This window comes from Paenibacillus solani, from assembly GCF_001277345.1.
Taxonomy (GTDB): domain Bacteria; phylum Bacillota; class Bacilli; order Paenibacillales; family Paenibacillaceae; genus Paenibacillus_AQ; species Paenibacillus_AQ solani.
On the sequence record NZ_LIUT01000001.1, the window covers coordinates 1,921,008 to 1,941,567 of the forward strand.

Sequence of the window (20,560 nt, forward strand, 5' to 3'; positions counted from 1 at the left end):
AAATCCTTTTTTGAACACATCGTCACCTCTATCGCATCTGATGGAATTAGAATGGAAATACCTTTTTGCTTCGCTTCGTTACGTTACCATTATTGTCGTATTCATATAGGATCTCATCTCCCGTACGGAGAATCACTTTAGAAAGCCGGTTATTTGAGCTATAGTGATACTTGTTTTCCGCTGCTAGTATCATTAGAGCAGAATTGATCACCCCTTCAAAAGCGGCTCCATCTTTCTCTACTAGTTTTAAATAGTAAACCTGGCCCGCTTTCAGTTCCCATTCCAAGACGGTGTAATCCCAACCGTGCTCTCTCTCTTGGTCGACAGTCGTAGCTAGTTCATCGGTTAGTCCAGCATCAGTGTACAATGTCAGTTGAGGCTCCTTCTCGAAATTCTTGCTCTCTTTGACAACAAATCGGTATAATCCATCCGCCTCCGGCTTAAATCGATAGTAGTTCTCCTGTTTCTCCTTTAAGTCAATGTCTTCTGCTCTCCGTTCTAAGAGGTCGATAAACGGATCCGTCATTTCAGTAAATGTAAAACTTCTGGATGGTCCCGCAAAAAGTACGTTCTTTGATGATGATATGGTCACTTCTAGACTTGCACCGTTCGGCACGATTTGTTCCTCATCCGTTTCGGTTTCCTCTCTGATAACGTTTCCAATTGCGTCCAGCACCCGATAATCATAATACCGGTCAGAGACAACAGATGCATCCGTCAGCAGCTTGGCTTCAAATTGCCCCGTATTTGTAAACTTTCCTAGCTCTCCAGCAGCCAATTCCTTTTTAAGTAACGCCTTCTCATCGCTAGCCTCTGCAATAACTGGTATCGAATATTTATAGGTAATGGATTTCGCTGAATTTACCGTTACTACGAGGGTACTGCGTGCAGGAATGGTAACCTCCTGATCAGTAGAATTGATTTGAGCCTGTTCCGGTTTATTCCCCGGACCGTATATTGCATAATCGTAAAAACTCTTTCCTTCAATAGCGTTCGTTTTAATCATTTGACTTGTGGTTTCTGGGTTGGTAAAGATTACGCTCTCATGCTGTCTTACGGTTATCGTTTCTCCCACCGGCTCCTTAGCAGGTTCTGCCTGAAATAGCCGATATACGGCTCCAAACAAAACTTGACTGTCTGAAGAAACCGTCACGATCACCTTATTTCCAGGTGCAACGACAGGCTCAATGCTGGTACCTGTTCGACGATCGATTTCCACGCCGGAACCATCATAGAGAACATAATCGAACGTACGGCCACCATGTACAGGCTCACTTACGATTGCCTTGTCAATCGTACTGATATTAGTAAATTGATAGCTCTGTCCCTGATTCAGTGTAGCTCTGTGGAATGCGGGTTCTGTGCTTGCCTCAGCTGTAATATCTCCTCCTGTATACTCATAAAGGATCGGAACAGAAGAAGGATTCGTGATTACGATATGGGACTGAGACGTGATTTCAAGTTTCGATGAAACGTTAAATCCGTCCGAGGAAAGCGTTCCATTGGAACGATACAGGGCATAATCCATGAAACCGCCCAAGACATCCGCATTGTGGCGAAGTTCAACATCAGGTCCATTATTATAAAGAACATATGATTCATTTGGATAAATTGTGAGATGCTCAATTATCTCGCCCGGATCATCTTGTCCACGAAATACACGGTATAGGCCACCGAAACTAACAGCTTCGTCTGAAGCCGTCGTGACGACTGCTTTATAGCCGGGAGGCACCTTAGGCTCCACTGTTGCCCCTGCTCTGCGTGAATGTTCTGCTCCTGTTGCATCATAAATGACGTAATCAAATGTACGACCTCCCGCCAAAGAAGCAGTACTTTCCAAATACTCGCTTTCCATGCTGACATTGGTGAACGAGAAGCTTTCTCCCTTGGACAAGGTTACGCGCAGGTAAGCAGGCTCTGTACTTGGTTCCACCGTAAAATCGTCTGTATAATCAAACACGATAGGCTGGGAACCGGCAACAGTGACATTAGCGTAGCCCTGTTTCGGTACTTGCGGACTGGAGCTCCGGTTAAAGGCGTCCGAAGATCGACTGCCATCAGCTTTATACATGACGTAATCAAATATGCCCTTTACTTTACTAGCATTATTCTTAATGGGATTAGACAGTGTCCCATGGTTGCGGAATATATAGGACTCCCCTGGATTGAGGGTAATTTGACTGATGGCCTCATTAGGCCTTCCGCTGCCTTGGAACACAGTATATATAGCACCAAAAGTTACCGGGTTATCCGACACGGCCGTAACAACTGCCTTGTTATTCGGATATACTTTGGGTTCAATACTTGTCGCTTTTCCTCGCGAACGTTCAGTCCCATCTTCGTAATAAGTAACATAATCAAATAATCTACCGGACGAGGAGGATGCGTCGCTGTCCAAAGATTCAATACTGGTACTAATATTCGTAAACTCGTAACTCTCCCCTCGGTTTAAAGTCACCCTTTCAAATGCAGGTTCCGCACTCTCTTCAACCGCAAAATCATCGGTATAATCAAATACGATAGGTGTATATCCAATGTTGGAGACAACCGCGTATCCTAATGAAGGAATGCTTGGACTACCTTTTTGATTAAATCCGCTTCTGTATATGGTATCGTCGGGTCTATAAATGACGAAATCAAATAAGCCGGTAACTTTACTTGCATCATTCCGAATGGGATTCGTAAGCGATCCATTATTATAAAAAACATAGGTATCTCCCGGATAAACGGTTATCCGGCTGATGGCACTTCCTCCTGTAGGCCGTACATCAAACGTTCGGTATGGAACGCCAAAGGTAACAGGATTGGCCGTAACCATAGTAAGTACTGCAGTACGTCCTGCTGCAACACTAGGTTTATTTGATGTATTCGTTCCCCTTGAGTACTCAGTTCCATCCGGTAAATAAACCACATAATCAAAGCGGTCACTGGACTTACCGTCACTTTCCAGCGTATCCGTCTTCGAGCTCACGTTCGTAAACTGATAGCTTTGTCCTTGATTCATTATGATCCTCGTATACGCTGGTTCCGCACTGTACTCACCGTTAAACATATCGTACGGAAACCCGACCGTAACTGGGTTGATCGTAGCGCCGGTTACAATGATTTCATTCCCTATGCCTACACCCGGCTTTGAGACACTATTAAAATCCGATCTGTCTAATGTGCCATCAAGGGTGTATACAGCAAAATCATAACGTTTCTCCTGGCCACTGGAAGCATCACTTTGGAGATTAAGGGACTGATTCCCTTCATTCGTAAAAATATAGCTTTCTTCCTTATGAAGTGTTACACGTTGGAGTGCTGGTGTTGAGGATAGGGAATATGTCACTTCAGGGAAAATGGAGAACGTAACTGGGAACATGCCTGACACCGTAATGATGGTGGATGCCCCCTTTGTCTGTGAAACATTCCCGCCATGATTCATATCCGCGCTGGTAATTCTGCCATCCGCATTATAGGTTACATAGTCAAACACAATCCCCTTCGATGTTGACCCATTATTTGTAATGGATTTGGTTGAGGTAGACGTATTATTAAATCTGTAAGATTCGCCTGGGTATAAAGTTACCTCCCTTTTGTCCGCAAGCAATTCTACATTTGAATTATGATATACAGCATCCGTAACACTGGGTGCAGCCACTCCTTCCGATACCATCTCTTCTTCGAAAGGTTGCTGAACTCCTTCAGCATTTGCCATGAATGGATTCCATCCGTTAAGACATAATGCAAATACCAACAGCCATGGAATCATTCGATTTCTCTTAGACTTCACCTTCTCTGCCTCCTCTAGCAATATCATCAATCAGCCACAGGAATTAACCCCACCTCCTTCCATTACCTGGGACATCTTATAGATATCGGTGTACTCTGTAGGCAGTTGAATAGGAATATCGGCTCTATCGCACGACAAATTGTGAGGTTTATAATGTCGAAATTTGTAAAATAACAATAATCCCCGCATCTTTAAGCAGACGGCAGGGATTTCTTCCTTCCATTAATTAATAATGCGGTTTGGGTTTTTCTGACCTTATGCGAAGTATTATGTAGTTACCCTAAGGTATTATGAAACCAATATGCCCGTTGGCTTTATGAAATTGCATGGAAACATAGTTGGATACTTGCCTAATCGGTAAAAGGCTCATCTTCTTGTCCATTTCGGCAATTGGTACAAGTTTTTGTCCTCGGCTCGGGACAAGAACTTGTACCGATAAAACAAAAAGGCCGCTAAATTAGCGACTTTCTAAGGGACCAAGTTCTTGTCCCCCGACACTCGTTGATGCCGACATGATGACAAGAACTTGATAACATAAATGTCATCGCGGCCTCATCCCTCTCCTCCAGAATGCTGCAGAAGAAGTTGACGAGAAGGATGACGTTGAATACGGAGGCAGAAACAGCGCCCAGATCGTATCCAGCATTCCGTAGGACTTGATCGTGATAAACCAGGGAATCAGCCCACCGCTGAACAACCCTCCAACCCGTGTTTGCCCTATTTTGAGTAAGGCCGCGTACATCTGCGCAGCTGCAGGTGTTCAGGAGCGGCCGGCAAGAATTTGTAATCGATTTTGCAGTTGGATACCGGCATACTGTCCATCTGGAGAATGACTTTCGACACCATAGAGCCATTGGACATATTCGCGCACCGCTGGTCGCGATACTACTGCACGGACGTTACTGCCACATCGAAAATCCAGAGAAAACAGCTGTATCATACCCTGAGCAAGCCAGCTCCCCCGATAAAAATACGTCCCTTCAGATAATCCAAACCCATTGTCCAATACCGAGATGGTCTAATTCCACAGCGTCTTGGTAAGGCATGCTCTACCATACCGGATCGACCTCTTCGATTGGGTGCTGAAGCGGGAAGACATCGGGGTGATCGGCGACTTTTTCGAACTGGGAGGTCAATCGTTTGAGGCGGTCCGTAGGGTCCGGGCTGGTGGCTGAGCGGTTGAGCAGGAGCATATTACTGGGCGGAGGCGGGCACGCTCATGATGGTTTATCGGCAGGCGAGCATGTGATGTGTGCTACGGTGAGCTGAGCGGGCATCTTGAGTAGCCGGTGATGGCGACTCGGTATATGAAGGCGCTTCAGGTTCACCTGCCGGAGGGTCCGGTACTGCTGGGGGGCTGGTCGTTGGGAATTACTTGCCTACGAGTTGACGGCAGCCGAGGAAGCAGGACCGGCCGGTGGAAGGGCTGACGTGATTGACAGCCTGGCGCCGTTGTTGCATGAGCCGATCGAGGAAGAGGAGCTGTCTGAACTTGCCGACGGAGCTGGCTGATCGCCTGGCCTCGCTGGAGGACATGGCGTACGGAATTGGGGGCTGGAAGCAGCGCATCTGGAGCAAGTTGTATGGGGGGTTCCGCGGCATCGTGCAGGGAAGCCTCAGCCATTGGACGTGGAACTGCTGGTGCTGCGGGCACGGGATGAGAGGTGGAGGAGTTTGCCACCTACCCGGACAGGGAAGAGCAGCGGATTGGGTCGCCGCTGGGAGTATGGACGGTGAGTTCCTGGAGGGCACGCAGTACACGCTGTTGGCTGCGGATTACATCAGCGCGACTCCATCCGAATTTAGAGAAGACGAATGAAAAATTAGATGTTCTGGTATCCAGAATCAAGGCACATGGAGAGCGAAAGGAATTATTGGGATTGTTTTAATGTGCCGGCAATGTGTTCAGAAAACTGAATACATTTGTGTTCAATAATGTTATCATGTGAACGGTATTGTGTTAATATAGACTATGTATAGTCTATATATAGGCTATGAATAGACTATGAATAGACTAGGTATTACTCAAGTCTTATTTAACTATACTAAAAATAGAGTCCTCACCGCTCGCAACGGTAAGGACTCTAAGCAGGAACAAAGGCTGTGAAACCCACGGCGTGTTGGCAAACTTAATTAATCAGCGAAAACCCACCGAAGGTCGCCAAACCTTATTCGGTGGGTTTTCGCTTGTTTAGCTTACGACGAATCCAGCGGAGCAGCTTACGCACACTCAGCAAAATGCTGAGTGCAGCTGCAAAACCTTTGAGTACGTCTACTAGCTCGACAAGGGCGATCATGGCATCACCCCCTTTAACGAGAGGTAGCCGTGATCGCTCCACCGCACTTTGTCCTACAAGAGAGTATAGCATTAAAAGAGCATCCCCGTCCCAAGATTCCCCAAAATCGATGCAAAAAGAAATTCCGGATAATGCTTGTTTAACTTGCAGAGTGACAGCCATCAACTTACCGTCTAGTCAACCGTTCGTGACCGTTGACGAACTTTCCTAGCCCTGCATTCGCCATCAAAGTGCACTCTTCGTTGTTCGTTCTGGGCATGAAAAACCGCAAAACAAACGTTCTCCTGGCCAAGTCGATGGAAAACCCCAGAAGAAACTCCTCCTCAAACAGGGTGAACTTCATGACCTGCAGATCTTCCGGCCGCGGTTGCCGCATCGCCAATTCGATTTTGCGTACGATCGGTTGTGTGAGCGCACCTGAAATGGCCTCGCTCGTAAAATACGAGAACAGCCGCATTGTCCTAAAGTCGCAGGATAGCCCGGTCATCTGGGTTATGATACGGTCGAATTCTCCAGCGGCCAGCACGATCGGCACAGTCTCGTTGACGATCATTTGCGACAGCAAAAATTCGTTCCATACGTGCATCGTGCCTAAATCGGGAAGCTGCATCGTTTTTTTAATCATTTGATTACAAACGGTGCCGATGTCCACCAGCAGTAAATACTCGTCCAGCCTTCCCAGATTGGCATTAATTCTTCGCTCTAGTTTGATTGTCCAGACCAGTTGAAACACTTCCTCGACATTCATCTGTTTCGTCATCTTCTTAAAAACAGACGTAAGAGTGCGCGGTTTCCCGTCTGCTAAATAGTACTCATTCTTAAAGGCGTACTCATCATCCCCCTCAATCAAGGAGTGGCTGAGCTCAATTTCCTGCAAGCAGCTGAGCAGGAAGAGCGTGGTCAGTTCCTGCTGATCGCCGATCTTTTGCTTATTATACTGCGCCAGCAATTCGGGAACGGCCGTTGCCTGTTTCAGCAAAAATCTCCTATGCTTTTCGGTTATCTGCTCCCCGGGGTAGATAAATGGTGCAACAGCATTCATGTGCTCCCGTACGAACGTTACTGCATCCGTGATAACGGAAGGGGGGAACGGCATTGGCCGTACTTCTTGTTTTCTGAGGTCCTCCGTCTGTTTGGAGCTGGCGATGAAGTTTGTAACCCGATCAATGTCGTGAGTCCGTGCGATTTGCTTCAATTGGAGCACTCGCAAATAGAATGACTCGAGCAGGTTTTTGTCAGACACCGGTTGTGGCTCGTCCAGTCTTTCCAAAAGCCGCTTCCCGTAGTCCTGTATTCGCTGCAGTTCCGCCATACGGACTTCTTTCGGCCGTGGCGAGTGAGTCAGGGCGCCGATTTGTAGAAGCTTTTCGTTCCAGGCCATCGTCAAGTCAATGATCGCTTGATTCGCGCTGGCAGGAAACCGCTGTTCAATCGCTAAATGTACTTGCGTCAGCAACTCCGTAACGATCTGACCATGAACGCTCGTCTCGCCGAGGACACTGCGGTCGACGATTTCGAGCGATAAATCGCCGAGCAGTTTCGTGATGTTCACCTTTTCACTGTGATGTTTTTCGGTGCGGTACAAAATTTTGAGCAACTTGAGCTCTTCGTACTTCTGAAACTGCCGGTACGGCGCGGTATCGAAGCCGACCCGCTGCTTCAAATTATCGCGCAGCCCACTCGTGCCGAACAGCTTGTTCTTAATATTCTCGTAATCGTACTTCGGCTCGTCGTCCCATGGGGTCCCCGCTAGTTCGTTGAACGTCTCAAGGCGAATTTCCTCGATCAGATCGTTCGCATTGACCGGCTTGCCATCCCACTTCGCCTGCGGATCGAACCGCCCTCTCATCCCTGCTGCAGCCACGTTAGGAAACCATTCCTGGCGGATGTAGTAATCCAACGTGACGAAAATTTGATTGAAGTACACCTTTTCATTTTTGAATTCGCCGTAACGCGGGTCGCCCAGCAACGAAGGTTCGTCCGGATCGAGCCCGTGATCGCGAAATCTCTTTTTAAGCATATCGTCGAAAAACTTTTGCATCGTCGTTCCCCTCCTAAGAGTAGATATTTACTGCTTTAGCTTGTTCTCATCGTAACGGAAGAGGGGGCGAGTTCAAATTATAAAAAACTCGCAAAAAAGATAGCATACAAATATTCGTCTGGATCGAACCGGCTGCAAATCGCACCGAACCGGCGTTTCCGAAAGGCATCAATAACAGGTAGCATTAGTCTCTTTCGGCATATCTTCAAAATCATTCTTGAACTGCTCTAATCTTATAACCTCATACAAATAACCTTTTCTAGCTGGAGCATTTGTACACATTTCGAATGTATCACTATTGACTAGAAAGTCCTTAAGTTTTCCTAAGACATTATCTAAATGCTCTGCTCTAATAGACCTATCTTGTTCACGTGATTCATTTATTGCATCTTCATATTGATCTTCCATCTCTTCTAAAAAATCCTCTTTGAAATCAGGGTATAAATCGATATTGATGTAGTTGAAATTGTAGAATATGCCCTCATGTTAGAAGAATAGCTTTATGTTCTGCTCTTCACCAATATTATTAAGCAAATTTTTTAGTCTGTTATTGATTGCAACTATTTGTTGGCTAATTTTTTCTTTGATACTTCTAAGTTCTCTTGTTTCCAAATCTTCATCTGAGATTAACTCTTCCTCAATCCCACTTTCCTCCAGTCTCTCTACACTGATAAAAACAACTTTTATGTTATATTCTCTAAATAGATCCAGAAATGTGTCGTAATCCTTCAATGAAATATCATCACGATCCGTTTCTGCTTCAATTAATTTTGTCCCTTACTCAGTAACATCGCCAGTGATCCTTTTAACATTAACGTTAGCCATACTATTCCCCCTTCTCAATCAATGCAACATCAAATGCACCTGATGTCTTAGCAGTAAATACCTGAGTCTTAATTAGGTATCTACATTGTATATCGGTACTTTCATAAGCATCCAATATAATCTTTCTTCATCACATATTCGCCAGCTCTTAGTTTCGTGATTTTAGCAGAGTTGTTGTTTCGCGCTGATGGATCTTGTTACAGTGTTGCCTGACGTTCTTTTTTGAAGTTTTACTCAAACCGTGCAGCCAGCTTTAGGAAGGCCATTTACACTGAATTCTAATCCCCACCCGAGTTCATCTTGATATACTGCAGAGCGGTTTATGTTGAGGAACTTTTAAATAAAATCTCTGAGAGAATAACGGGCCGGCCAACAACAAATAGCCAACAAGCAAAAACAGCTTTATCTCAAACTAATCCTCCTATCTTCTATAAAGACCCCAATTGAATCTGGTTCAGATATCTACCTTAGAAATCTTAAGGAGATATAATCGCAATTTTACATAAGTTAACGTATAGAGAGCATATTTTCATTAAATGAAATATGCTCATTTTGTACAAAGTGTGGGATCTCTGACCTTTTAATGAGTCGATATTCTCCATAAAAAATCTAATATAGTCAGGTGCCCGTCTTTACCTCTCATCGTGTCCTTTGTTTCATAACTTTGTGAACATTTTCATGTATTATGGTACTTAACGAGCTTCTAAGTACATTTGCTCATTATTTAGATGAACATCTAATCGGCAATCGGACTATTTTCTTGTCCATTCAGTTTATCGGTACAAGTTCTTGTCCTTGGCTCGGGACAAGAACTTGTACCGATAAAACAAAAAAGCCGCTAAAATAGCGACTTCAATGGGACCATGTTATTGTCCCTCGACAAATACTAAGTTGTTTTTCTTATGAGGTTTATCCCGGACGTTGCAGCCAACGATTCCTTTTTCTTTCTCTATATGTAGAACAAGGAGCAAGATCTCCATGGATCTTACTCCTTGTTTGTTGTGTTTTGGTGTTTTGGAATTATTGAGAGGGAGTGAAAATATCCTAAAAGAAATTGCTGCTGCCCCACCCCATCCAGTAGGGTATCTTTTTACAAGTAATTCGATAGTCGCTCGATAAAACATCTGCTCAGTATTCATATATCTGGGACCATACCCTCTCCAATTCATTGAAGATAACTGCCCTTTAGTTTAGCGACGGGCAATCAATACAGTCCTTCGCTATTACAAGCTAAAAGAATCTGCGGTAAAGTTCCCTCCGGCGTTCGCCACAGAGCTGAGCATATATTTGTGTGGTTGATGCCTTTTCATGACCCAACATACCTTGGATGAAATCCAGGGGCACCATTATCTAGTAGCTGGCAAGCATAAGTATGTCTAAAGCGATGCGGATATACATTCGCTTCGATTTCTCCCCGATCTGTAAGCCGTTTAAATGCCTATCTAATCGTAGGAATGGCCATTCGCTTAATGGGGTTGAAATTAACGTCTTCGACCTAAACGTCAGACAATTAGACAAACACCAGCTGTTTATTTCATGTCCTGCCAGCTTTTGAAATCGTGAACGGCAAAGCCGGCATAGCTTGCGTAGCGCGCCAATTGATTATGGGCAGATTGGAGCTCCTTTTCCATCACTTCATTGCTCATGGAATAGAATGAGACCCGCGGACCCTCTGTGCTTTTGACTGTTTCTACAGCAACAACAACTTTCTTCTTCAGCGTGGAGGCTTCTCTCAGCATGGCCTGCGCATTTTCCACAATTCCATTGCTGCCTATTGCATGATTCCGATAATTCATGATGACGAGGCAATCAAACTTCTCAAGCAGCCATGCGCTCATACTGTAATCCTTCCCCGGGACATTAATCGTATTCAGCCAATACGGAACATCGATAGCAATTTTCAAGCCGCTCCCTCTGGTTTCTTTCTCGATCAGTCTCAAATTGTCCATCCAGCTTTCAATAATCGCCTTGTTGTCCTTTGTCCATTCGCTTAGCGCATAAGGTTCAATATCGAAATGCAGTCCTGTAAAGCTTGCTTCTGGGCCAACAGAGGAATTATAGGTTTTAACCCACGCGATGAATTTTCGAATATCCTCCTGCTTAGACTTATAGACCCATTCGGGACGCCCCTCAAGTGCTTCCACTTGAATTCCTTCGCTTTTGGCTTTTCGAATAAATCCCTCATATATCGCTGGATCGATATCTCTATTTACCTGAAGGTAAATAGATGTCACACCCTTCATTTTTGCGAAGCTTATAATTTTCTCTTGATCCTGTTTGATGATGTGACTGTCCCATATCCATGTTCCTTTCGGAACATTGGCCACGGAGGTCATAATGCTCACCAGATTGCGCGTGGGCTGCCACTCCACATTTGCATGCAGGGCTTCACTTATAAAACGCAGCGGAACCATCGTGCGGCCGTTTTTGAGCACTGTCGCCCCTTCAAAGTCTACTCTTTTTCCGTTCACCAGTGCATGTTGATCGCCAATCACCAAAATAACAGTATCACGGTTAAGCGAGATCGTGATTTGTTTTAATTTTTGGTCCCATTTCGTAGCAGCTCCGAGCTTGTCGGATAAAAAAGCAAGTGGAACCATCGTAAGGTTGGATCTCTGATCGACATATGGGTGCTCATCCGGGAATTGTAGTACATCACGCCCATCCACGGATACTTGGACTTCGGAAGCGTAAATAGCGGGGGTAAACGCAGCTAAACTTAGCATGACAGCTAACGTGCATACTAGCATTTTTCTCATGGGTGATTTCCTCATCTTTTTGAATTTGTTCTTTTTCTTAATGTGCACGCATTGTCACATAATGAGATTATACGGTATGGAATAATTGGTAACAAGATCAACAGGCTCGATCGCTGTGCAGAATTTGATAAAGGATGGCTTTTACATAAATCTCGCTTATCGTAATTGATAACATCAATTATGGTTAACCATTTATCTTCTTGTGTTTTCGGAAATTGGTACAAGTTCTTGTCCCTCGACAGATGAGTTTTTATGGGTGTGTCACTGATTTTATGATGATAACATTCCCTCCTACCTTACTGTCCGTTAGCGCAACGCGGCTGCCGAACTAAGCGGCAGCCGCGTTTTAGTTATTTATTAAACTATAGTTTCCCGTTAGTTCAATGAATGATTAACAACATGAAAACCACTCACTTTGTATCCGTCAAAATTAGCTTTAAAAGTAATTTGAACTATATCCGAGTAAGAATTCGTAGTAACTCTTCCCTCTAGTATGAACTCATGTTGAGGATAAGAGTTCGATTTCCTCAAAGGTAAGATATGCTGTCTATCGATGAGAAAGTTACTGGCATACTCTTTCCTAAGTACGTCCATGATCTTTGGACGAAGTTCAAAAATTAGAACTTCTTCCAAGCTCTTATGTTGAATATCGACATTATTCATAGTTGGTGACTCATCGCTGTAAGCATCAACACCATCCAATATTGTAAAGTTGATTACCCCTATGGCCCAAATCAAAATAATACATCTCCACCACATGAGAAATATCCTCCATTAATTTTGGCTATTTTGCCCATGAATTTATCGAACTATCCTGCTCCATCGATGAGATCATATCGGTAATGTAACAATGTTCTTGTCATCTGTCGGGAATGTTATCAAGTTCTTGTCATTGCGATTTGACAAGAACTTGATAACATAAAAATAAAAAGCCCCTTAATCAGCGGCTTCTAATGTTACTATGTTTTTGTCACCCGACACTTCAATTCGGCCGCCGTGCAGTTCCACGATCGATTTAGCGATGGCTAGTTAAAAACTCATCCTTTTTCTTGGTTACCTTGTTGCTCTTGTAAAAATTCTCTGTTTCATTGGACATGTCCGGCATATATGCGGCGCCAACGCTAGCTATGGTTAAAGCCAGGCCCAGTCACGGTGAAAATGAAAAATCGAATGATCTTAAATTTATTTTTCATTGAAACACCCTTTCAACAAGCAGTTTTTTTTCTGAAATGCTATTTCCTTCTTTGGATTGCCTCCCTTTTCTGGACAGAACTGCACAAATGATCCCCAGTGTACGGAAAACTAACCCGTTATTTTCGAATCACCTCTGACCCTTATGCGAACGACTGCTTCCGTCTGATTGTACCTTACATATTTGTGAGATACCCGTGAATATACTTCGAGATACCTTAGAATTACCTTACAGTTTCTTGATCCACCACCACGGCAATGGCCGTTTGGACAAGAACTTATATCGTTAAATAAAAAAAGCCGCGTATGTATCCCGCGACTTCTTATGCTTGTATGTTCTTGGATTCCATACACGCCCTAGTTAAAGCAACCGATCCTTTTGGACCGGTTGCCATAATATTGTTTACTTAGCTATCGTATCCGGTTTTCTCTCGTCATGAAATAATTATCCTAAGTAATTATTATCTGGATTCGTTTGTGTTTTATTTTTCTTCGAACAATTTCTCGCCGCGATGGAGCCGCCAAGCAATTTTAGCCGTATGGGGCGTCTCACGGGAAGTCGGCGCATGAGACGCCAAATACCGAGTAACCGCAAGGACCAGCGTTTCCCGGGCCTTCTCGGAAAACGCCCCAGGTTCGGATGCCCAGTGGTCATATTCCGCCACAGCCGCCTCGTACATCTGGAAAGTATGGAACTCCGCATCCTCACGAAGCAGCGCATGACCCAATACATTGAATAGTGGCTCTGGCTCTCCACCGCTGCGTAGATAGCGAATCACCCATGCCGCTGCCGGCGCCACTTGCTGTTGCTTGTCGAGAATCTCAAGCAACTCCGATGGTTGCGGTGCTTCACTCGTCGCGTCCATTACATTCGGTCTCTGGGCAGCTGGAATGTTCAAAAACCGATCAATGTAAATTGTAGCTGCAGTGTGGAAAATACCGCGAACCAGCATGGAATCGGTGGAACGGATCAAACCTTCGTGAACGGCGTGAGCATGTGTAAATGTGTGTAATACTGAAATCCAATCCCCGAAATCGTTATTCGTATGAAAGCGGACGATCCGTTCTGCAGCAGCCAAAGCAACAATTTGCGAAATGCGCACAGGAGAGGCGCCTCCAAACAATGCTTCCGTCAACATGCGAATCGTCCGGAGTGGATCGTCTCCAAGTAGTGCTTGGAATAGCTCCTCGTCATCGATGATAGGGCTACCGCTTCCAGATGATAAGTCCTGTTTAGAAAGCTCCTCAAAGACTTCCGTCAACGGTTGAACTAAATTGACCGGGGACTGCCAGCTATGAAGCTCTTCGCTGCGGGTTACGTTCCCGAACATTGGAACGAGCGAAGCAAGGACATATTTGCGTTGCTCATGTCCGACATACTTCAAACTCTCGAATGCTTTATTATGGAAATCCAATGTATGACCGCCATTTATATAGAAATGGTCTGTCGCTGCCATGCTCATCATGGAGAATAACCGCTTCTCTTCGACCCCCGCCTGTACGGCAGTCAATAGTACCCGTTCCGCCCCCCGTGTATCCCGAACCTCGATGCAATCACGGTACCATTCCGTTAATCGTTCTTCCGAGACGCTTGTATTCGGAAGCGGATCGAGCAAGTAGCGCGTTCCGCTTCCGGCTGATTCGCGTGCCGTGTGCAACAATCCTTGAAACAACGCAAGAATGCGGCCTTGTTTATCAAGTTTTGGTAATACGTTGGCCATCGCTGCCAAAATGGTTAATCCGGAGCCCCACCCTTGCCTACGCTGTTTGACCCCAAACTCGATCCCGATCGCTGCAATTTCCGTTTCTGGAACGCCCGCTTCCATTAATCCAACTATGGCCTTGGCTATGACAAGCCCGATATTTTGTTTAAGGCCGTTCAGAAGTCGATCTTTGTACTGCTGTACTTGATAACTGTTTCGGGAATTCGGGTTGACCCAAACCAATCCGTTTTGAATGGTTACATCGTGTACCGGAACGTCGTCCGCCCAAGGATCGAGCGTTCCGCCGCTGCATACGTCAAACCGTGCATGATGCCAATGGCATGTTAAAATTCCCTTGCATAAACTTCCCATATGAAGCGGAAAACCGAGGTGTGGACAGCGGTTATCAAGCGCATGCACTTTATCCTCGTGATAAAAAACTACGATGCCCCCCTTGATCAGTTTCGGTCCTTGTTCTTGAAGCACTTCTACCGTACCCGCTTGAATCCATCCATTCATGTAAACGCCTCCAATTATAAAATAATCGAATTACTTTTACCGCTTATAGAATATCTTATTTCGAACACTTTTTAAACATAAATGTTTAAAAAGTGTTCGTTTTATTTAGCATAGGTCATAAATTCACTCTTGAACTTAAAAAGCCCTAGTAGACATATTTTCTTCCTCCCTTGTAATTGCACCTTTTATTAGGTGATTCACTTTTTTTCGAACGCAGCACTATTCTAATTCGGCTCTATAAGTTTAGCGATTTTTTATGCATTTCGAGTCTTTTCTTTGCGCAAAAAAATGTATCATCAACCTTTACCAATCCATTCTTTTTCTATCTCTGAAAAGTAACGACGCGGTCTCTCGGGACTGTAACCAAGGATTGAAAACAGCTTCCGATTCCTTTGTTATTGATTTTAGCGCCCTTTATATGCATAGCAAATACTCATATCGTATAACTCGATATGCTTGATAAGCATTTCTACCGTCTGCCGCCGTCATATCGGGAGTGTAACCATGTTCTTGTCATCAGTCGGGAATGTTATCAAGTTCTTGTCATTGTGTTTTGACAAGAACTTGATAACATAAATATAAAAAGCAGCATAATTAGCGGCTTCTAATGTTACTATGTTTTTGTCACCCGACATTTACATTGTGTTTTAACTCAACTACTGCCCAGGCCGAATATCTTGCCGCTTCCCTGCTCCAACCGGTTCCCGTTATCGTCATACGTTTAACTTAAATTCTTGTCACCTGACGTTCCGTTCATCAATGGAGAATCCAAATAAATTTAAAAGGGTCCTAGGCAAGCCTAGAACCCTTTTAAAGGTTTTCCATTAAATTTTTAACTGTTTTTTACTACTGAAACGTGAAATCCAACCATCTTCCGTGTATAATTCTCCTGCTAATCCATCGCTAACTTCTTTAATGTTAACAAACACGTGGTCATTTGATTTAATCATTACATTTATGTCTTCCTCTTGCTCTAATGACCATAATAGATGATGTAAAGTGGTATCAATAATTTTAGGAAACATATTAAATATAAACTTTAATTGTTCTGCGTCAAAAGACTTTAATGCCTGGAATACTTGTTGCGATCCCTGGTCTTTCATTTTTCCACTGAGTATTCTCTCCCAATCATCGATAGCTTCATCTCTAACCCTTTTAACTAAGTACTCTCCGAAAAAACTCAAAGCAAGTTGCTCACTCATATAAACATCTCCTCCAGATACATTATTTATACCACGGAATATTACTTGGAACCTTTACACCCTGTTTACGAAGGTTATTAAGAGATTCTGCAACCAACCTACGTGCTTCTTTACGAGTTGCTCCGCCTGCTTGTAATGCTTCAACTGCGATACGTGTATGCTCAGTCATAGTATTTGGTCGTCCACTTTCACTAAGTTCTTTGAATAGCTCTCTCTGTTTGTTGGTCATAGCCTGATGGTTAAGTCCATTGTTTTTCATGAAGTCTTGACTTATACTAAAACTTTTTTAAGGATCATAAGAACTTGTACCGATATAACAAAAAAACCGCTAAAATAGCGACTTATAATGGGAGCATGTTCTTGTCCCCCGACATTTATTAAGCTATCGTGTACCGTTAGCTTTACGGGCTACCGATCACCCCAACCACTTTCCCCTCAATTTTATCTGTGGGTAATGGGCCGAACAATTTGCTATCATTACTGCGTAACCAATCATCACCTACAAGATAAACGCTGTCTTCGGGGATCTCGATTTCCTCCATGCTCAGTTGTTCAAAATTATCCACATTATTTTCCATGTTTTTTCGTATGTAATCTTCTAAGTCAATACGCTCTATAGCTTTTTTCAAACTATCGAGATCAGCACCGTGTCTATGTGCTCTTCCGTAAAAAGCATCAAGCAATTTCCCGTTAATATAGATCTGTCCTTTTTCAATCTTCACCTTTTCGCCAGGTAACCCGATTACTCTAGAAATACTGTACTCTCCAAGATTCTTTTTAGTTTCAGGATTTGTAAAGTATACGATATCACCGCGACTAATCGCATGCTCATTGTAATACTTCAAATCAATCACAACCTCACCTTCTAAATCATGATTGCCACGATCCATGTTGTCATAGTTATGATTGTAGATGACCTGCCCGGAATCCAACTCATTTTTTGTTACTGTTTTAATCGTTGGTTTGGTTATGGAATCAGTGATGATTTTACTTGACTCATCTGAACTACTACATGCTGCAAATATGAGTCCAAATACAATAACAATAATGACCACTTTCATCATTTCCCACTCCCCTCGACTTCTTTTCCTTTATACGTAAACATAAGGTTAAGTGGTCCAAAATTACAGTAGCTTGATTGAACTAATCTGCCCGTTAGTTTAATAAAAGGGCGTACTGCCGACGATGAAATCATATCGGGAATGTAACAATGTTCTTGTCATTGTGTTTTGACAAGAACTTGATAACATAAATATAAAAAGCCGCATAATCAGCAGCTTCTAATGTAACTATGTTTTTGTCACCCGACATTTATAATTTCCCATACGATTTCAGTCTTGGCATCTACATAGTGCCCCCGTCAACAATTCTTAACAAACTTTGGTGAAGCTTTGTCTAATTATTAGAACCATTCTCTGCAAACATATTTTTAAAATCTTCTTTTGAGACAACACACCAACCGTTTACTTTAAGTCTCTCTATATAGGTCTCTATCTCGGTTTCTTCCCTTTCTAACTCAAGGGGGCATAGTGAAACCCAGCATTCATTTAAAGCATAATTCATTGTAATCTTAACAACTTCATATCCATTATGAAATCCTGGATGAAATCCTGGATCATCTAAAATGTCCCCTTTTACAGGACGAATATTAGATTCAAATGTTTTTATAACTATTTCTCCGATATTGTTTTCTTTTTGTTCTTTTATGGATGATATAAAAATCATTAAATTAATTTTCATCATAATCCCCTTCTTTACATTAAAATGTATTAATACAGTTATCTCTCTCCACGATACTACAAAATGGTGATATTATCCTTTCACTTATTGAGCTAATCTGCTTCGTTTGTTCAATAAAGTACATTCCATTCATTATACAAGTACTTGTACCGATAAAATGGCCAAGCGATATGCCAAGCCCTCTTCGATTGCCGGATTTGTCATTCATTCTGGATTCTCGGCAACTCATAACGTTGTTACAAATGGCACTCCCGAAACATCAGCTATTGTTCCGCGTTTTTATTAATGACTCCTTTAATCCTTCTAACTCCAGCAGCAGAAGATTGTTCTTTTTTAATACTGAACTTTCCTAAGTTTGTTGTATCTTCTACATGAGGTCCTCCACATACTTCTCGACTCCAAACTTTCCCTTCGTTATCTTTGATTGTATACACCTTAACGATATCCGGATATTTATCCCAAAAATTCCCTTCAACATTACTTTCTTTCGCTTCAATTTTAGGCATCTCTGAAATATAGGTAACTGCTTTTGATGAAATCGCATCATTCACATATTTTTCCACCTCAGCTATTTGCTCTGGCGTAAGTTTTTCATCATGGTTGAAGTCAAACCGTAATCGTTCTGAAGTAATATTACTTCCTTGTTGATGAACATGATCACCTAAAACTTCCCTTAAACCAGCAAGTAATAAATGAGATACCGTGTGCAGCGCTGTTGTTTCTGTTGAATGTTCAGCTAATCCACCTTTAAATTTACCCACAGAAGCAGTTCTGCTCTTTTCAGCATGTTTCTTTGCCGCCTCTATATAAGACGCCTTGTCCTCCATGCTATATCCACTTTCAGTTAGAAACTCTTCCGTCAACTCCAAGGGAAACCCATATGTCTCGTAAAAATAAAAGGCATCTGCACCTGTAACTTTACCCTTATTCTTAAGATGTTTTTGTATTTCAAATTCTCCTTGCTGTAAAGTTCTATAGAAAAGATTTTCTTCCTTATTTACTATTTCGATAACTTTCTTTTTATTACCGATCAAATCTTCATAAGCTGTTGCTTCATCTATATAAACTTCAGACAGCTCACCCACAAAACTTCCTTGTATACCTATTTTTTTACCAGCACGAATCGCCCTTCTTAATAACCTTCTTGTTATATACCCTGCATCACTATTAGCTGGAACCGCACCATCATTAATTAGAAAAGTAGCCGCTCTCACATGATCAAGTATGATTCTAAACGACTTTAAATCGTCAGTATATTGTTTACCACTTAACTCCATCAATTTTTTCTTGGGATTAAGGAAGAAAGCCGTATTATAAATATCCTTGTCACCATTAAGGGCTGTTGCAACCCTTTCTAATCCGCCTCCATAATCCATATTGGGATTTTGCATTTTTACAAATCCGGTGTCTTCTTTTTTGTAACACATGAATACGTTGTTCCCAATTTCCAGAAACCTCTCGCTCACAGAAGCAGGATGATCCAGTGGATCACCGCCGGGTTCAAGATCATAGAACATTTCACTATCAGGCCCACCCGGTTCACCAACAGGCATATGGAGTGGACTTCCGGCTCGACTCCACCAATTTTCTTTTTCATCGTATAAGAATATTCTTCCACCTCTAGATGCCCCATATTGATAGGGATCATCTTCAATGATAGGTTCTATACCAACTGATTTGAATTTTTCTGACCAGATTTGAATAGCTTCCGTATCTTTCTGTATATTCAAATCATCACTTCCTATAAAAGCACTGATATACAGCCTGCCAGGATCAATTCCTAATTCGATAATATGCCAATTCCAAATGGCATCGATTTGCTTTTTCTTATAGTTATTTTCATTTGCTTTAAACTCCCATCGACCTATCATTTCAAAAAATGTCAGATGCGATGTATCTCCTACTTCATCAATATCCACTGTCCTTAAACACTTCTGAATATTAGCAATCTCATTACCTATCGGATGCTTTTCCCCCAATAAATAGGGAACCATAGGTTGCATTCCACTTCCTGTAAACAACGTGGAGGGATCATTTTCTGGTAACAAGCTAGAAGATGGCACTTGGCTAGCCCCTATTCCTTTCATAAAATCAATATATGATTTTCTTAACTCATCTGGTGTCATTTTCACCATGCTCAATACCTCCATTTCAATTATTATTTATTCTTGGAAAACCCAAAAGTCTTTATTCTGCGAATATTCAAACGAAAAGAAATAAAACAAAAAAGCCCTGAGCTGACATATTTCTTGTCAACTTAGGGCGAACTATGATGTCCGTGTTACCACCTAATTTCAGATTCCTCTGCACTCTATCAATACGGGATATCTCCGATATTGTTTCCTGAATAACGGTGGAACTCCGTTGAAGCCTACTAAGATTCCTCTGTTCGGTTCACAGCTCCGAGACTGCTTCACTATTAGTTCAATGAAGATTCGCACCAACCATCTTCTCTCTGTGAGATCCCTAATAGCTACTATTTCTCATCATAGCCTTTTCGTTTTAAAT

At 42.8% G+C, this 20,560-nt stretch carries 16 protein-coding genes and 1 other annotated feature; of the genes, 3 read left to right on the forward strand and 13 right to left on the reverse strand.

Annotation, left to right across the window (positions count from 1 at the left end; translation table 11 throughout):
- Positions 1 to 46: 46 nt before the first annotated feature.
- Complete coding sequence (locus AM231_RS08680) at positions 47 to 3,775, reverse strand: hypothetical protein (protein WP_131724728.1); 3,729 nt, start codon at positions 3,773 to 3,775, stop codon at positions 47 to 49.
- Between the two features lie 1,140 nt (positions 3,776 to 4,915).
- On the opposite strand from AM231_RS08680, the gene AM231_RS30200 reads away from it, so the two are divergent.
- The 3 genes from AM231_RS30200 to AM231_RS08685 are packed head-to-tail and all read left to right on the forward strand — an operon-like array spanning position 4,916 to position 5,594.
- A complete protein-coding gene (locus AM231_RS30200) occupies positions 4,916 to 5,044 on the forward strand; it encodes a hypothetical protein (RefSeq protein ID WP_278044615.1) in 129 nt (42 codons plus the stop codon).
- Positions 5,045 to 5,067: 23 nt separating this feature from the next.
- The gene (locus AM231_RS29470; RefSeq protein ID WP_207383549.1) at positions 5,068 to 5,205 is read left to right on the forward strand and encodes a hypothetical protein; all 138 of its coding nucleotides are present in this window, start codon (positions 5,068 to 5,070) and stop codon (positions 5,203 to 5,205) included.
- Between the two features lie 29 nt (positions 5,206 to 5,234).
- On the forward strand, positions 5,235 to 5,594 hold the full coding sequence (locus tag AM231_RS08685) for a hypothetical protein (RefSeq protein ID WP_207383550.1): 360 nt from the start codon (positions 5,235 to 5,237) through the stop codon (positions 5,592 to 5,594).
- A 349-nt stretch (positions 5,595 to 5,943) separates the two neighbouring features.
- Here the strand turns inward: AM231_RS08685 and AM231_RS08690 are convergent, their stop codons facing one another.
- From AM231_RS08690 to AM231_RS08745, 12 genes are all read right to left on the reverse strand, one after another.
- Entirely contained in the window at positions 5,944 to 6,234 is a 291-nt protein-coding gene (locus AM231_RS08690) for a hypothetical protein (protein WP_054402269.1), read from the reverse strand.
- Between the two features lie 4 nt (positions 6,235 to 6,238).
- Entirely contained in the window at positions 6,239 to 8,113 is a 1,875-nt protein-coding gene (locus AM231_RS08695; protein WP_054402270.1) for a hypothetical protein, read from the reverse strand.
- A 168-nt stretch (positions 8,114 to 8,281) separates the two neighbouring features.
- Positions 8,282 to 8,521: a hypothetical protein gene (locus tag AM231_RS08700; RefSeq protein WP_054402271.1), complete on the reverse strand. Its 240-nt coding sequence runs from the start codon at positions 8,519 to 8,521 to the stop codon at positions 8,282 to 8,284.
- A 78-nt stretch (positions 8,522 to 8,599) separates the two neighbouring features.
- Positions 8,600 to 8,845: a hypothetical protein gene (locus AM231_RS08705; RefSeq protein WP_054402272.1), complete on the reverse strand. Its 246-nt coding sequence runs from the start codon at positions 8,843 to 8,845 to the stop codon at positions 8,600 to 8,602.
- Positions 8,846 to 10,467: 1,622 nt separating this feature from the next.
- The gene (locus AM231_RS08715; protein WP_054402274.1) at positions 10,468 to 11,697 is read right to left on the reverse strand and encodes a copper amine oxidase N-terminal domain-containing protein; all 1,230 of its coding nucleotides are present in this window, start codon (positions 11,695 to 11,697) and stop codon (positions 10,468 to 10,470) included.
- 375 nt (positions 11,698 to 12,072) lie between these two features.
- A complete protein-coding gene (locus AM231_RS29475; RefSeq protein WP_053493442.1) occupies positions 12,073 to 12,456 on the reverse strand; it encodes a hypothetical protein in 384 nt (127 codons plus the stop codon).
- A 914-nt stretch (positions 12,457 to 13,370) separates the two neighbouring features.
- Complete coding sequence (locus tag AM231_RS08725; RefSeq protein ID WP_054402275.1) at positions 13,371 to 15,110, reverse strand: Rieske (2Fe-2S) protein; 1,740 nt, start codon at positions 15,108 to 15,110, stop codon at positions 13,371 to 13,373.
- Between the two features lie 824 nt (positions 15,111 to 15,934).
- Positions 15,935 to 16,312, reverse strand: coding sequence for a hypothetical protein (locus AM231_RS08730; RefSeq protein WP_054402276.1), 378 nt, complete (start codon positions 16,310 to 16,312; stop codon positions 15,935 to 15,937).
- 22 nt (positions 16,313 to 16,334) lie between these two features.
- Positions 16,335 to 16,571 carry a hypothetical protein gene (locus AM231_RS28775; RefSeq protein WP_131724730.1) on the reverse strand — a complete coding sequence of 79 codons (237 nt, stop codon included), beginning with the start codon at positions 16,569 to 16,571 and terminating at the stop codon, positions 16,335 to 16,337.
- A gap of 142 nt (positions 16,572 to 16,713) precedes the next feature.
- Complete coding sequence (gene lepB, locus AM231_RS08735) at positions 16,714 to 17,376, reverse strand: signal peptidase I (RefSeq protein ID WP_054402277.1); 663 nt, start codon at positions 17,374 to 17,376, stop codon at positions 16,714 to 16,716.
- Between the two features lie 331 nt (positions 17,377 to 17,707).
- On the reverse strand, positions 17,708 to 18,055 hold the full coding sequence (locus AM231_RS08740) for a hypothetical protein (RefSeq protein ID WP_242615095.1): 348 nt from the start codon (positions 18,053 to 18,055) through the stop codon (positions 17,708 to 17,710).
- 260 nt (positions 18,056 to 18,315) lie between these two features.
- Positions 18,316 to 20,187 carry an alanine--tRNA ligase gene (locus AM231_RS08745; protein WP_054402279.1) on the reverse strand — a complete coding sequence of 624 codons (1,872 nt, stop codon included), beginning with the start codon at positions 20,185 to 20,187 and terminating at the stop codon, positions 18,316 to 18,318.
- A gap of 120 nt (positions 20,188 to 20,307) precedes the next feature.
- Positions 20,308 to 20,551: a binding site (T-box leader), on the reverse strand.
- Positions 20,552 to 20,560: the final 9 nt, after the last annotated feature.

What these genes read in the sequence shown, in the direction of transcription:
- AM231_RS08740 (WP_242615095.1), bottom strand. Translation starts at nt 18,055, where the DNA reads ATGATGAAAATTAATTTAATGATTTTTATATCATCCATAAAAGAACAA.
- AM231_RS28775 (WP_131724730.1), bottom strand. Translation starts at nt 16,571, where the DNA reads ATGAAAAACAATGGACTTAACCATCAGGCTATGACCAACAAACAGAGA.
- AM231_RS29475 (WP_053493442.1), bottom strand. Translation starts at nt 12,456, where the DNA reads ATGTGGTGGAGATGTATTATTTTGATTTGGGCCATAGGGGTAATCAAC.
- AM231_RS08685 (WP_207383550.1), top strand. Translation starts at nt 5,235, where the DNA reads ATGAGCCGATCGAGGAAGAGGAGCTGTCTGAACTTGCCGACGGAGCTG.
- AM231_RS29470 (WP_207383549.1), top strand. Translation starts at nt 5,068, where the DNA reads ATGGCGACTCGGTATATGAAGGCGCTTCAGGTTCACCTGCCGGAGGGT.
- lepB (WP_054402277.1), bottom strand. Translation starts at nt 17,376, where the DNA reads ATGATGAAAGTGGTCATTATTGTTATTGTATTTGGACTCATATTTGCA.
- AM231_RS08745 (WP_054402279.1), bottom strand. Translation starts at nt 20,187, where the DNA reads ATGGTGAAAATGACACCAGATGAGTTAAGAAAATCATATATTGATTTT.
- AM231_RS08695 (WP_054402270.1), bottom strand. Translation starts at nt 8,113, where the DNA reads ATGCAAAAGTTTTTCGACGATATGCTTAAAAAGAGATTTCGCGATCAC.
- AM231_RS08690 (WP_054402269.1), bottom strand. Translation starts at nt 6,234, where the DNA reads ATGGCTGTCACTCTGCAAGTTAAACAAGCATTATCCGGAATTTCTTTT.
- AM231_RS08730 (WP_054402276.1), bottom strand. Translation starts at nt 16,312, where the DNA reads ATGAGTGAGCAACTTGCTTTGAGTTTTTTCGGAGAGTACTTAGTTAAA.
- AM231_RS08715 (WP_054402274.1), bottom strand. Translation starts at nt 11,697, where the DNA reads ATGAGAAAAATGCTAGTATGCACGTTAGCTGTCATGCTAAGTTTAGCT.
- AM231_RS08725 (WP_054402275.1), bottom strand. Translation starts at nt 15,110, where the DNA reads ATGAATGGATGGATTCAAGCGGGTACGGTAGAAGTGCTTCAAGAACAA.
- AM231_RS08700 (WP_054402271.1), bottom strand. Translation starts at nt 8,521, where the DNA reads ATGGAAGATCAATATGAAGATGCAATAAATGAATCACGTGAACAAGAT.